At 62.5% G+C, this 12,102-nt stretch carries 15 protein-coding genes and 2 tRNA genes; 12 read left to right on the top strand and 5 right to left on the bottom strand.

Going from position 1 to position 12,102, the window contains the following annotated elements; all coding sequences use genetic code 11:
• The 5 genes from HY852_RS25810 to HY852_RS25830 all read left to right on the top strand — a co-directional run.
• Nucleotides 1-1,227, top strand: a 1,227-nt coding sequence (locus HY852_RS25810) for a S16 family serine protease (protein WP_291607754.1), incomplete at its 5' end; no start/stop codon positions are given.
• A gap of 148 nt (nt 1,228-1,375) precedes the next feature.
• Nucleotides 1,376-1,452 (top strand) — tRNA-Val (locus HY852_RS25815).
• Between the two features lie 127 nt (nt 1,453-1,579).
• Nucleotides 1,580-1,774 (top strand): hypothetical protein, encoded by a 195-nt coding sequence (locus tag HY852_RS25820; protein WP_291607755.1) that lies wholly within the window; start codon nt 1,580-1,582, stop codon nt 1,772-1,774.
• A gap of 567 nt (nt 1,775-2,341) precedes the next feature.
• Nucleotides 2,342-3,154 carry an outer membrane beta-barrel protein gene (locus HY852_RS25825; RefSeq protein ID WP_291607756.1) on the top strand — a complete coding sequence of 271 codons (813 nt, stop codon included), beginning with the start codon at nt 2,342-2,344 and terminating at the stop codon, nt 3,152-3,154.
• 325 nt (nt 3,155-3,479) lie between these two features.
• A complete protein-coding gene (locus HY852_RS25830) occupies nt 3,480-4,334 on the top strand; it encodes a methyltransferase domain-containing protein (protein ID WP_291607757.1) in 855 nt (284 codons plus the stop codon).
• Between the two features lie 10 nt (nt 4,335-4,344).
• On the opposite strand, the gene HY852_RS25835 is transcribed toward HY852_RS25830, so the two are convergent.
• The 5 genes from HY852_RS25835 to HY852_RS25855 form a co-directional block, all read right to left on the bottom strand.
• Nucleotides 4,345-4,584, bottom strand: a complete 240-nt coding sequence (locus HY852_RS25835) for a hypothetical protein (RefSeq protein WP_291607758.1) — start codon at nt 4,582-4,584, stop codon at nt 4,345-4,347.
• A gap of 201 nt (nt 4,585-4,785) precedes the next feature.
• Entirely contained in the window at nt 4,786-6,036 is a 1,251-nt protein-coding gene (pepT, locus tag HY852_RS25840) for a peptidase T (protein ID WP_291607788.1), read from the bottom strand.
• A 106-nt stretch (nt 6,037-6,142) separates the two neighbouring features.
• Nucleotides 6,143-6,442, bottom strand: a complete 300-nt coding sequence (locus tag HY852_RS25845; protein ID WP_291607759.1) for an HU family DNA-binding protein — start codon at nt 6,440-6,442, stop codon at nt 6,143-6,145.
• Between the two features lie 122 nt (nt 6,443-6,564).
• Nucleotides 6,565-6,641, bottom strand: a tRNA-Asp gene (locus tag HY852_RS25850).
• A gap of 174 nt (nt 6,642-6,815) precedes the next feature.
• Nucleotides 6,816-7,010 carry a hypothetical protein gene (locus HY852_RS25855; protein ID WP_291607760.1) on the bottom strand — a complete coding sequence of 65 codons (195 nt, stop codon included), beginning with the start codon at nt 7,008-7,010 and terminating at the stop codon, nt 6,816-6,818.
• A gap of 521 nt (nt 7,011-7,531) precedes the next feature.
• On the opposite strand from HY852_RS25855, the gene HY852_RS25860 reads away from it, so the two are divergent.
• The 7 genes from HY852_RS25860 to HY852_RS25890 are packed head-to-tail and all read left to right on the top strand — an operon-like array spanning nt 7,532 to nt 12,100.
• Nucleotides 7,532-7,897, top strand: a complete 366-nt coding sequence (locus HY852_RS25860; RefSeq protein ID WP_291607761.1) for an NADH-quinone oxidoreductase subunit A — start codon at nt 7,532-7,534, stop codon at nt 7,895-7,897.
• A complete protein-coding gene (locus HY852_RS25865) occupies nt 7,894-8,484 on the top strand; it encodes an NADH-quinone oxidoreductase subunit B family protein (RefSeq protein ID WP_291607789.1) in 591 nt (196 codons plus the stop codon). The genes HY852_RS25860 and HY852_RS25865 overlap by 4 nt, the downstream gene beginning before the upstream one ends.
• An 11-nt stretch (nt 8,485-8,495) precedes the next feature.
• Nucleotides 8,496-9,107, top strand: a complete 612-nt coding sequence (locus HY852_RS25870; RefSeq protein ID WP_291607762.1) for an NADH-quinone oxidoreductase subunit C — start codon at nt 8,496-8,498, stop codon at nt 9,105-9,107.
• Between the two features lie 2 nt (nt 9,108-9,109).
• Nucleotides 9,110-10,300, top strand: coding sequence for an NADH-quinone oxidoreductase subunit D (locus tag HY852_RS25875; protein WP_291607763.1), 1,191 nt, complete (start codon nt 9,110-9,112; stop codon nt 10,298-10,300).
• Nucleotides 10,300-11,262, top strand: a complete 963-nt coding sequence (locus tag HY852_RS25880; protein ID WP_291607764.1) for an FkbM family methyltransferase — start codon at nt 10,300-10,302, stop codon at nt 11,260-11,262. The genes HY852_RS25875 and HY852_RS25880 overlap by 1 nt, the downstream gene beginning before the upstream one ends.
• Before the next feature lie 14 nt (nt 11,263-11,276).
• Nucleotides 11,277-11,888, top strand: coding sequence for an NADH-quinone oxidoreductase subunit NuoE (gene nuoE / locus HY852_RS25885; RefSeq protein ID WP_291607765.1), 612 nt, complete (start codon nt 11,277-11,279; stop codon nt 11,886-11,888).
• Complete coding sequence (locus tag HY852_RS25890) at nt 11,885-12,100, top strand: hypothetical protein (RefSeq protein ID WP_291607766.1); 216 nt, start codon at nt 11,885-11,887, stop codon at nt 12,098-12,100. Before nuoE ends, HY852_RS25890 begins: the two co-directional genes overlap by 4 nt.
• Nucleotides 12,101-12,102 lie beyond the last annotated feature (2 nt).

The following is a 12,102-nucleotide window of genomic DNA, read 5'->3' on the forward strand; positions in this document are numbered from 1 at the left end:
CACCGCCGCACCTATATCGGCTCGATGCCGGGCAAGATCATCCAGTCGATGCGGAAGGCGAAGACCTCCAATCCGCTGTTCCTCCTGGACGAGATCGACAAGATGGGCGCCGACTTCCGCGGAGATCCTTCCTCGGCGCTGCTCGAGGTTCTGGATCCCGAGCAGAACTCGACGTTCAACGATCACTATCTCGAGGTCGACTACGATCTCTCCAACGTCATGTTCATTACGACCGCGAATACGCTGAATATTCCCGGACCCCTGATGGACCGCATGGAGATCATCCGGATCGCCGGCTACACGGAGAACGAAAAGGTCGAGATCGCGCGCAAGCACCTGATCCCGAACGCCATCTCCAAGCACGGCCTCGACTCGAAGGAATGGTCGATCGACGACGATGCGCTCTTGCTGCTGATCCGCCGCTACACCCGTGAAGCGGGCGTGCGCAATTTGGAGCGTGAGCTCTCGACACTTGCCCGCAAGGCGGTGAAGGAGTTGATGATCTCCAAGAAGAAGTCGGTGAAGGTCACCGAGAAGACTCTCGAAGAGTTCCTCGGCGTGCCGAAGTATCGTTTCGGCGAGATCGAAAGCGACGACCAGGTCGGCATCGTCACCGGCCTTGCCTGGACCGATGTCGGCGGCGAGTTGCTGACCATCGAAGGGGTCATGATGCCCGGCAAGGGCAAGATGACCGTCACGGGCAACCTGCGCGACGTGATGAAGGAGTCGATCTCGGCGGCGGCTTCCTATGTCCGCTCGCGCGCGATCACCTATGGCATCGAGCCGCCGCTATTCGACAAGCGCGACATCCACGTCCACGTGCCGGAGGGGGCGACCCCGAAGGACGGACCGTCGGCGGGCGTCGCCATGGCTACCGCGATCATCTCGGTCATGACCGGGATCCCGGTCCGGCACGATCTCGCGATGACCGGCGAGATCACGCTGCGCGGCAGGGTGCTGCCGATCGGCGGGCTGAAGGAGAAGCTGCTGGCCGCGGCCAGGGGCGGCATCAAGACGGTCCTGATCCCCGAAGACAACGCCAAGGATCTCACGGAGATTTCCGATGCCATCAAGGGCGGCATGGAGATCATTCCGGTCGCGCGCCTCGACGACGTCGTCGCCCGCGCCCTGGTGCGCAAGCCGGTGCCGATCGTCTGGGAAGAGGACGCCAAGCTGCCGGTCCCGCCGGAGGCCGACGAGGCCGCCGGCGGCCTGACGGCCCATTGACCGAGACGAAGCTCTCGAAACGGCGCCTTCGGGCGCCGTTTCTGCTTGTCCGATCCTCTCCGGACCTGGCCGTCGGCCTCCGGCCGGGGCAGCGGGGCAGCGGTTCGGCCTTGCTCCACCCAGCTTGGCAAGGCTAAACAGGCGGCGAGGGCGGTTAGCTCAGCTGGTTAGAGCATCTCGTTTACACCGAGAGGGTCCGCGGTTCGAATCCGTGACCGCCCACCACTTGAAGCAACCTGAGCGGCCAAAAGTGAGCCGCGGGACTGCTACAAAATTGCCTTAGGTCAGTCATCCTTTCGGTCGAAGCACCGGACACCATTCGCACGCGTATGGCGTTGCGTGGAGTGGGGACATGCCGAGCGATCTTGAAACGAAACTGGAGAAGTACGAGCGGAAAGCTGCGCAGTGCGAGAAGGCGGCTCAGGAAGCGAAGGACGAGCCGGGGCGCGCATTCTACAAAGGGCTGGCTCGTTATTACGACGAGCTTGCGACCGATTTCCGGCAGGTCCTCGCAAAGCGCACGGCCGCATCGCTGGCAGCCGAATGACGTCGCTTTAGGGCTGTCGAACGGCAGGCATGATTCGTTCGAGAACCCTCTCGACAAGCCGCGGGTCGGTCGCCGTTGTTCGCGCCGCGCGCATGACCCGTTCACGGCCGTCTGACGTTCTCGCCTATGTTTGAAGGCGTATAGCTGGTGCAAGAGCCCCAGCTTTGTCCTCTTTGCCTCGCTGCCATCCCGCCCCGGTTGAAACTGGATCAAGGCGCGTCAGAAGTCTCCGCGACGCATGCCGGATGCGATGACGCATGGTCAGCATGTTCGTTTCGAGCCTCGTGCTCTCGATGCCGCTCGCCACGTTCTTGCTACGGCGGATTCACCTAAATCTCCTGTGAGTGAGTGAGCAACTGTCCTCTGCGCGCGAGACGGCAGCACTGCTGAATTGGTGAGACTTGCCACAGCCAGGTATTCGGTTGTTGGTTTTGGGGGTGCGCGGTATCATTGAACTTATATCGCGAGGCCAATCAGAGGTTGAATTTCCCGCACCGTTGCCGAGCCGCTACAGCTACCGCGGAGGAGAGGGAGTAAAGAACGTGTAGGCAACATTTTGGGGCCGCCATGAACAAACTCGTTTTGGTTTTATCTGCTCTTGCTGTCGGCACAGTCAGCGCTACCGCTGCGGATTTGGCGCCGCGCTACGCCAAGGCACCCGCGCCGGTCGTCGCCGCATTCAACTGGACGGGTTTCTACATCGGCGGCTTCGTGGGAGGAGCGTTCGCCGACGGCAATGCCTTTTCGACCGAGCCTCTCAACGTCGGTGGATTCGCTTGGAATGGCGGGGTGCTGCCGAATAGCTACAGCTTGTCGAACAGCGTTATCGCCGGCGGCACGATTGGCTGGAACTACCAGCCGGTTGGGACGAACTGGTTGATCGGTATCGAAGGCGAGGCGGGCTACATCCGTGTGGCGCGGACAATCCAGGACATCAACGCGATCAATGCGGGCTTTGCCTATCCGGACAGCCTGGACGCGACGCGCATCGGCGACTGGTACGGCGTCATTGCTGGCCGGCTTGGCTTCGCGGCCGACCGAGCGCTCTTCTATGCAAAGGGCGGGGTCGCCTTCGTCGAAAAGAACTACGGCTTTGCCGATAACTGCGTCGTGGGCGGCTGCGGTGGCGGCATCCTGAACCTGGGACACAGCGGCACGCACGTGACCTGGGCTGCCGGCGCCGGCGTCGAATATGCGTTCACCAACAACTGGAGCCTCAAGGGCGAGTACCTGTATTTGGCGACGCACCAAACCTACACTGTTACCGGCGTGCACGCTGCCGGCGACACCTACACCAACTCGCACACGGATCCCGGCGTTCACACCGCGAAGGTGGGCATCAATTATCGGTTCGGCGGACCGGTCGTCGCCAAGTACTGAACGATCTGCTCTCGCCAGCACACTTCAGAAAACCCCGCGCGCAGTTCTGGCCGCGGGGTTATTCTTTTGACCTTTGGCGGCGCCGGAGCAAGGAACTGGATTCCGCGGCTTTGATATCTGCCCTTTGGTGTCGGTCGGCGCACCTGAATCGGCGGAGGCGACCGTCGTGCTCGCAGTGGTGACACGGCACCTTGGTCCAGGAACTCCTGCCAAAGTGTGGCTGGCGCAACAGAATACCTTGCGTCCTGCCAAGGGCCTTCCTATGCCGGTATTGCCAAGGCGATGCGGGCAAGCACCCCTTCGCGAATTCGAACGGCAGGGCCTGATGGACACCGCACACGAGCACAATGCCGACCAGATCGCCTATTGGAACGGACCCGGCGGCCAGCGCTGGGCCGAGCGACAGGAGACTCAGGACGTCCTGCTCGGGCCGATCACGGACATCCTGATCGAGCGCGCTGCGCTGCGGGCCGGTGAGCGTGTCCTCGACGTCGGTTGCGGGACGGGCGCCACGACGGTCGCCTTCGGGCAGAAAGTCGGACCGATGGGGTACGCCCTCGGCATCGACATCTCCGAGCCGATGCTCGCGCGGGCCCGTCAGCGGGTGCCGGCCGGCGTGCCGGTCGAGTTCGTGCTGGCGGACGCCACCGTCTATCCATTCGAACCGGCCAGCTTCGATCTTCTGGTCTCGCGCTTCGGCGTCATGTTCTTCGCCGACCCTGTTGATTCCTTCGCCAATCTGCGCCGGGCGTTGAAGCAGACGGGGCGCGTAGCCTTCATCTGCTGGCGCGAACCCCGCGAAAACCCCTGGATGATGGTGCCGCTGCAGGCGGTCTACAAACACGTTCCCAGGATGCCGCCGGTCGGACCGGAAGAGCCGGGGCCGTTTGCCTTCGCCTCGGAAGAGCGGGTGATGCGGATCTTGCGTGACGCCGGATTCTCCAACGGCGTTATGGAGGCGCACACCCTCCTGCTCGACGTCGCGATCGGGCGAGGTCTCGATGCCGCAGTCGAAGGCGCGCTGCAGATCGGGCCCGCCAACCGCGCGCTGGAGGGGCATCCGGCAGACGTGCGCGAGGCAGCCAGGAATTCAGTCCGCGAGGCGCTTGCTCCCTTCGTTCAGGGCCAGTCGGTGCTGCTGCCGGGTTCGATCTGGATCGTGACCGCGCGGGCGTCGTAGACGCCCGGCCTTATTCCACCGGCTTGCAGTACTGCGTCGCCACCGTCGCCGACTGCTTCGTTTCCGCAATGAAACACAGATAGAGACTTGATCCCTTGCGCAGGAACAGGCCCGGCAGGTTGGATGCAGTCGAGATCGCGCCAGCGATGGCATAGTCCTTGGCGAGCAGCGAACTCAACGTGACCTTCTCGGCAGCGGCTTGCGCGAATGCGGCGCCCGCGCTGGCGGTTGACGTCAGTGCGGCGGCCAAGACCAATTGCTTCCCAATCATCGTTTGCCCCTCGATCGGTGTCCTGCAAATTCGCCGATGAAAGCCGATCGCTCCGCCAAAGTCACCTCGGGTGCAGTACGTTGTTGATGCGCTTTGCGGGACTTCGGCGGTAGAGGCTCGCAATGAGGGTATTGCGATGTTGCGTGCCTGGTCGTCAGGCCCGGCCGTGGATGGTGGGCCTTACGTCCTTTCTTCCCAGATCATCGCCAGGTGCACGATGGTCTGCACCGCCTTTTCCATGTCCTGCCGGCTGACCCATTCGAGGCGCGAGTGGAAGGCGTGCTCGCCGGCGAAGATATTGGGGCACGGCAGTCCCATGAAGGATAGTCGCGAGCCATCGGTGCCGCCGCGAATGGCGGTCTTGATCGGCCGCAAGCCCGCGCGGCGGATCGCCTCGATGGCGTATTCGACAATGTGCGGGTGACGGTCGATCACCTGCTTCATGTTGCGATACTGCTCCTTGATCTGTATCCGGCAGCTCGATTTCGGAAACTCCTTCATCACCTCCTTGACGGTGCGCTCGAGCAAGGCCTCCTTTTCCTTCAGGCCCTCCTCGGTAAAGTCGCGCACGATGAAGGAAACCGTGGTTTCTTCCAGTGCGCCCGAGATGCTGATCGGATGCAGAAAACCCTGCTTGCCGGAAGTAGTCTCGGGCGAGCAGCCTTCCTTGGGCAGGCGCTCGAGGATCGCGGCTGCGATCTTGATCGAGTGCTCCATCTTGCCCTTGGCATAGCCGGGATGGGCGCTCACGCCGTGAATGGTGACGGTGGCGCCGTCGGCCGAGAAGGTCTCGTCCTCGATGCTGCCGGCAATCTCGCCGTCGACCGTATAGCCGAAGTTGGCGCCGAGCTTCTCGATGTCGACCTTGTCGACACCGCGACCGATCTCCTCGTCGGGCGTGAAGAGGATCTTGATGGTGCCGTGCCTGATTTGCGGGTTGTCGATCAAAAATTGCGCCGCATCCATGATCTCGGCGACTCCGGCCTTGTTGTCGGCCCCGAGCAGCGTGGTGCCGTCGGTCGTGATGATGTCGTTGCCGATCTGGTTCTTCAGTGCAGGGTGCTCTGCAAACCGGATAACCTGCGTCGGATCGCCCGGCAGGACGATGTCGCCGCCGCGGTAGTTCTTCACGATCTGCGGCTTGACGTCCTTGCCGGAGCAGTCGGGGGATGTGTCCATGTGGGAGCAGAAGCAGATCACCGGCACCTTCTTGTCCGTGTTGGACGGGATCGTGCCGTAGACGTAGCCGTGCTCGTCGAGATGGGCGTCACTGATCCCCATGGCCTGCAGTTCGGCCGCCAGCAGCCGCCCGAGATCCTTTTGTTTCTCGGTGGAGGGGCAGCTGGTGGAGGTGGGATCGGACTGAGTGTCGATGAGTACGTAGCGCAGGAAGCGCTCGGTGACCGTGTGCGTGAACTTCAATGAGGATATTCCCTGGTCGCTAGGTGAAAACCGTAAGCGGTATAACAAAAAAGCGTCATTCCGGGGGTCACATTGAGCGGACCGGAATGACGCGAAATCAACCAGAATGCGGGCGTCAGATGGCTTCCTTGAGTTCCTTGACGGGACGGAAGGTGACCTTCTTGCTTGCCCTGATATGGATGGGTTCGCCGGTTCCCGGATTGCGGCCCATTCGGGCGGCCCGCCTCCGGACCTGGAGGATGCCGAGACCGACGATGCGGACGCGGTCGCCCTTCTTCAGGTGCTTGGTGATGCGGGCGACCAAGTCGGTCAAGATCGCCTCGGCGTGCTTCTTGGACAGGTCCTGGTCTTCGGCGATCGCCGCTGCCAGATGCTTGAGCGTAATGGTGGCGGGTGCGGCTGCCTTTTTCGCCATTGTGGCCCTCCGAAAGTTGGAACGGCTCGGGAACTGGAGAGGTGGAGGCCTAGACGATTCGCGGGCTCGCCGCCTACGCATAGTCCCGATTTTTGAGAAGGGAGGCTAAGCCATTGTTTCAATGGCGCGAGAGACGGGGCTCGAACCCGCGACCTCCGGCGTGACAGGCCGGCGCTCTAACCAACTGAGCTACTCCCGCGTGTTCGCGAAACCCGCGGAGACGCTGGGACTTAAAGGCGGGGGCAGTCCAAGTCAAGGACGTTGCAAGCACCGGCCCCGACAGCGATTCATGCCAAGAGGCCGCCCGTAGGCGGCCTCGTCTTGGTTGGCTTTGGGGAAAGCTGGTTGGCTTGGGGGAAACGGTGAGGGCTGCTTAACGGATGGCCGAAGTGCCCGAACTGGTCAGCACGACCGGCTTGCCGGCTTTGATGACTTGGGCGGTCTGGCTGTAATCGGCATTGGTGTGGGCCGCGATGCCAAAGGCCGCCACTGCAATGCCGGCCACCAGCGCCACCACCACGATCTTCAGGTGGGTCGCCCGATCCGCGGAATGAATGGAGTGGTTCATCTGAGCCTCCGGGCGTCTGAGACGCCTTTGTTGCGTGGAGGTCTACGCGGGCTTTGTTTCCGGACGGTTTCGCGCACCGGGTAAAATGGTTTCGCCCGCTCGGGATACCGGTTTCACCCCGGCCAGGGAGCTGGGTTGAAACTGGTTTGCGGCGCTGCGCGCTCCCTAAAGCGTTGCCGGAAGCGGCTGTTGGATCGGCAATCGCTGCCGCGTACTGGTTGCTGATTCCGCTCGGGTCACAGGCGCGAGGCGGGCCGCCCGGCGCTGCACGCGAGGACCCGCTGATGCGCAGATGTCACAGATGTAATGGTCGATTCCTCAATTGACGGCTGGTCTTCCAGCGCTGCGCGCCCTATGTGCTGTTGGGAGCCGCCCATCGTAGGGAGAGCTGTTGTTGGGGGTGGCGCACCGCCCCACAAGTGGCCTGTCTTGCGCCCCCTAGTGCACTGCGCTAAGGCTCACCGCAATTTCAAAGCACACGAATCCGCGGCCCCCCAAGACTGCGGGAAAAGGCTTGGCCGATGAGCGGCATTCTCGAAAACTATCTTCCACTTGTCGTCTTTATAGGGGTTGCCGGGCTGATCGGCCTGGTGCTGCTGATCGCCCCCTTTGTTGTCGCGTTCCAGCAACCGGATCCGGAAAAGCTGTCCGCCTACGAATGCGGCTTCAACGCCTTCGACGACGCCCGGATGAAGTTCGACGTCCGCTTCTATCTCGTCGCCATTCTTTTCATCATCTTCGACCTGGAAGTGGCGTTTCTGTTCCCATGGGCGGTGGCGTTCGGCAAGTTGGGGGCGACCGGCTTCTGGTCGATGGTCGTTTTTCTCGCCGTGCTCACGGTGGGATTCGCCTATGAATGGAAGAAAGGGGCGCTGGAATGGGATTGAACCCGACCCCTGCCGCATCCCCGTCAGGGCCGCTGATCGCTCCGGCTCCAAAGGGTATTCTCGACCCCGCCACCGGTAAGCCGGTGGGGGCGGACGATCCGTTTTTCGGCGAGATCAACCGGGAACTCTCGGACAAGGGCTTCTTCGTCGCCGCCGCCGATGACCTCATCACCTGGTCGCGCACCGGCTCGCTGATGTGGATGACCTTCGGACTCGCCTGCTGCGCGGTCGAGATGATGCAGTTATCGATGCCGCGTTACGACGTCGAGCGCTTCGGATTTGCCCCGCGCGCTTCGCCGCGGCAGTCCGACGTGATGATCGTCGCCGGTACACTGACCAACAAGATGGCGCCGGCCCTGCGCAAGGTCTACGACCAGATGCCGGAGCCGCGCTACGTCATCTCGATGGGCTCGTGCGCGAACGGCGGCGGCTACTATCACTATTCGTACTCGGTCGTGCGCGGCTGTGACCGCATCGTGCCGGTCGACATCTACGTGCCCGGCTGTCCGCCGACGGCGGAAGCTCTGCTTTACGGCGTGCTGCTGCTGCAGAAGAAGATCCGGCGCATCGGCACCATCGAACGCTAAGGTTTTGGCTTATGGACGACGGCAGGCTCGACGCCTTGGGGCAGACGATCGTTAGCGCGCTTCCGGGCGCCGCTATCGGTCACACCGTGGCTTTCAACCAGCTCACGATCCTGGTTGAAATTGAAAAGATCGTCGAGATCGCAAAGTACCTGCGCGACGATCCCGCCTGCCGCTTCGTCAATCTCATCGACATCACGGCGGTGGACTATCCGGAGCGGGAAAAGCGCTTCGATGTCGTCTATCACCTGATGTCGCCGACGCTGAATGGGCGGATCCGTCTGCGTGGGCAGGCCGATGAGACGACGCAGGTGCCCTCGATCATCGAGGTCTTTCCCGGCGCCGACTGGTTCGAGCGCGAGACCTACGACCTTTACGGCGTGATCTTCGTCGGCCATCCGGACATGCGGCGCATCCTCACCGATTACGGCTTCGAAGGGCACCCGCTGCGCAAGGATTTCCCGCTGACCGGCTTCGTCGAGGTTCGCTACGACGATCAGGAAAAGCGCGTCGTCTACGAGACGGTCCGCCTCAACCAGGAATTCCGCAAGTTCGATTTCCTCTCGCCGTGGGAGGGTGCGGACTACCCCTTGCCGGGTGATGAGAAGGCGGGGCCGAAGGTCTGATCATGAACGAACAGAATCTCCGCAATTTCACGATCAACTTCGGGCCGCAGCACCCCGCCGCGCACGGCGTGCTGCGCCTTGTCCTCGAACTCGATGGTGAGGTGGTCGAGCGCGTCGATCCGCATATCGGGCTCCTGCATCGCGGAACCGAGAAGCTGATCGAGGCCAAGACCTACCTGCAGGCGATCCCGTATTTCGACCGGCTCGACTACGTCGCGCCGATGAACCAGGAGCATGCATTCTGTCTCGCGGCGGAGAGGCTGTTGGGCATCGAGGTGCCACGCCGCGGCCAGTTGATCCGCGTCCTGTACTGCGAGATAGGTCGTATTCTCTCGCACCTTCTCAACGTCACCACGCAGGCGATGGACGTCGGCGCGCTGACCCCGCCGTTGTGGGGCTTCGAAGAGCGCGAAAAACTGATGATGTTCTACGAGCGCGCCTCGGGCAGCCGCATGCATGCGGCGTATTTCCGCATCGGGGGCGTGCACCAGGATCTGCCGCCCAAGCTGATCGACGACATCGAGGCCTGGTGCGATCCGTTCCTGAAAGTGGTCGACGATCTCGACCGGCTGCTCACGGGCAACCGCATCTTCAAGCAACGTAACGTCGATATCGGCGTGGTGACGCTGAAGCAGGCGTGGGAGTGGGGCTTTTCCGGCGTGATGGTGCGCGGCTCGGGCGCAGCCTGGGACCTGCGCAAGGCGCAGCCTTACGAGTGCTATGCCGAGATGGATTTCGATGTCCCGATCGGCAAGAACGGCGACTGCTACGACCGCTATTTGATCCGTATGGAAGAGATGCGTCAGTCCGTGCGCATCATGAAGCAGTGCATCGCGAAACTGCGGGCACCGGACGGGCAGGGGCCGGTGGCGATCGAGGATCACAAGGTCTTCCCGCCGCGTCGCGGCGAGATGAAGCGCTCGATGGAAGCGCTGATCCATCATTTCAAGCTCTATACCGAAGGCGTCCACGTGCCGGCCGGCGAGATCTACGCTGCGGTCGAGGCGCCGAAGGGCGAGTTCGGCGTCTATCTGGTCGCCGACGGCTCCAACAAACCTTACAAGTGCAAGATCCGCGCGCCGGGTTTTGCGCATCTGCAGGCGATGGATTTCATCTGCAGGGGGCACCTGCTCGCCGACGTCTCCGCCATTCTCGGCTCGCTCGACATTGTGTTCGGAGAGGTCGATCGGTGATGGCGCAGGCGCCGATTCAGTTTGACCGTGCCTCGGGGGCCCTTGTAGGTGCCAACCTGTGGGAGCGGACGGCTGCGCTGGCGCTGGCGACGGGCTCGAAGATCTCCTCGCACTTTTCGCATCGTGGCTACATCGGTTGCGCCAATCTGCTGCGCAAGACGCTGCCCGAGCGCAATATCGCGATCAAGCTCAACTCCGACGCCGTCTTCGAGTTTCCCTATGGCGACGGGTACTGGAGCAAGCTGCTCAATCGCTCGTACAACTATGAGGACGAACTGGAGCTCCTGTTCCGCGATTCGGTGTCGGTCGACTACACGCTGATCGATTGCGGCGCCAATTACGGGTACTGGTCGGTGCTGGTGTCGAGCGCGCCGTTCGGCTCGCACCGCGCGATCGCGATCGAGCCGTCGTCGGACAATTTCGAGAAACTGACCAACAACGCCTCGGTCAATGGCAACCGCTTCGAATGCATGCGCTGCGCGATCGGCTCGCAGCGCGGCACGGCGCGGCTCTCCGGCACCAAGCACGAGAAGTTCAGCATCGCCGGCAATCCGTCCGAACGCGGCGAGGAGGTTCCGGTGATCGCGCTCGACGACATGCTGGACGACGGCAGGATCGCGGCCGGTGGCAAATACCTGATCAAGCTCGACGTCGAAGGCGTCGAGATCGAGGCCATCAAGGGCGGCACGCGACTGCTTCAGAGCGACAGCGTCATCATCTGCGAGGAGCACGGCAGCGACCGCGCCCACTCGGTCTCGCGCTATATCCTCGAGCACACCCCGCTGAAGCTGATCGTCTACGACCCCCAGAGCAACCGGATGGAGACCGTGAAGGAGCTGTCGATCCTCGACCGCATCAAGGCCTCGACCCATGTCGGCTACAACGTATTTGGCACCGCAAGCGCATTCTGGCAGGACAGGATCGATGTCCTGAATGCGAAGATCGCGCGCCGCACGCAGTGAGAGATTGAACGAAGATGTCCGTCCGCCGCCTAGCACCCAAGGAATTGCAGCCACAGAGCTTCGCGTTCACCGAGGAGAATCTCGCGTTCGCCAGGCAGCAGATCGCGAAATATCCGCCGGGACGTCAGGCCTCCGCGGTCATCGCCATCCTGTGGCGCGCGCAGGAGCAGAACGAGGGCTGGGTTTCCGAAGCGGCCATTCGCACCGTGGCCGACCTGCTCGACATGCCCTACATCCGCGTGCTGGAAGTCGCGACTTTCTACACCATGTTCCAGCTCCAGCCGGTCGGCAAGAAAGCCCATGTCCAGGTCTGTGGCACGACGCCCTGCCGGCTGCGGGGCGCAGAAGACCTTATCAAGGTGTGTCAGCACCGGATCGATCACGAGGCTTTCCATCTCTCCCAGGACGGCAATTTCAGCTGGGAAGAGGTCGAGTGTCTGGGGGCCTGCGTGAACGCGCCGATGGTCCAAATCGGAAAGGACACGTACGAGGATCTCACCCCCGAAAGCTTCGGCAAGGTGCTGGACGGCTTCGCGACCGGGAATCCGCCCAAGCCGGGCCCGCAAAACGGTCGGCAGTTCTCCGCGCCCATCACCGGGCCGACGACGCTCAAGGAAACGACATGAGGCGGGCGGGTGCATTGCCGGCGGCCGCGCCGGGGAGGGTGGTTGCGATGAACAAGTGGGCCTTTATCGCCATGCACGGGGTGGCCGCGGCCGTGTTCATCTTCCTGCTGCAGCATTTCGCGCTGCATGCCTCGTTAGAATCAAGCCTGTTATGGGCGCTGACCTTCGCGGGTTGCGCCGCAGGCCTTGCGTATATGCAGGCCAACCGCTGATC

The sequence above is a fragment of the Bradyrhizobium sp. genome (assembly GCF_016213215.1).
Lineage (GTDB): Bacteria > Pseudomonadota > Alphaproteobacteria > Rhizobiales > Xanthobacteraceae > Bradyrhizobium.

Excerpts from the sequence above, each read along its gene's own strand:
- HY852_RS25825 (WP_291607756.1), top strand. The coding sequence starts at position 2,342 with ATGAACAAACTCGTTTTGGTTTTATCTGCTCTTGCTGTCGGCACAGTC.
- HY852_RS25890 (WP_291607766.1), top strand. The coding sequence starts at position 11,885 with ATGAGGCGGGCGGGTGCATTGCCGGCGGCCGCGCCGGGGAGGGTGGTT.
- HY852_RS25845 (WP_291607759.1), bottom strand. The coding sequence starts at position 6,442 with ATGGCGAAAAAGGCAGCCGCACCCGCCACCATTACGCTCAAGCATCTG.
- HY852_RS25860 (WP_291607761.1), top strand. The coding sequence starts at position 7,532 with ATGAGCGGCATTCTCGAAAACTATCTTCCACTTGTCGTCTTTATAGGG.
- nuoE (WP_291607765.1), top strand. The coding sequence starts at position 11,277 with ATGTCCGTCCGCCGCCTAGCACCCAAGGAATTGCAGCCACAGAGCTTC.
- HY852_RS25875 (WP_291607763.1), top strand. The coding sequence starts at position 9,110 with ATGAACGAACAGAATCTCCGCAATTTCACGATCAACTTCGGGCCGCAG.
- HY852_RS25830 (WP_291607757.1), top strand. The coding sequence starts at position 3,480 with ATGGACACCGCACACGAGCACAATGCCGACCAGATCGCCTATTGGAAC.
- HY852_RS25820 (WP_291607755.1), top strand. The coding sequence starts at position 1,580 with ATGCCGAGCGATCTTGAAACGAAACTGGAGAAGTACGAGCGGAAAGCT.
- HY852_RS25870 (WP_291607762.1), top strand. The coding sequence starts at position 8,496 with ATGGACGACGGCAGGCTCGACGCCTTGGGGCAGACGATCGTTAGCGCG.
- HY852_RS25880 (WP_291607764.1), top strand. The coding sequence starts at position 10,300 with ATGGCGCAGGCGCCGATTCAGTTTGACCGTGCCTCGGGGGCCCTTGTA.
- HY852_RS25855 (WP_291607760.1), bottom strand. The coding sequence starts at position 7,010 with ATGAACCACTCCATTCATTCCGCGGATCGGGCGACCCACCTGAAGATC.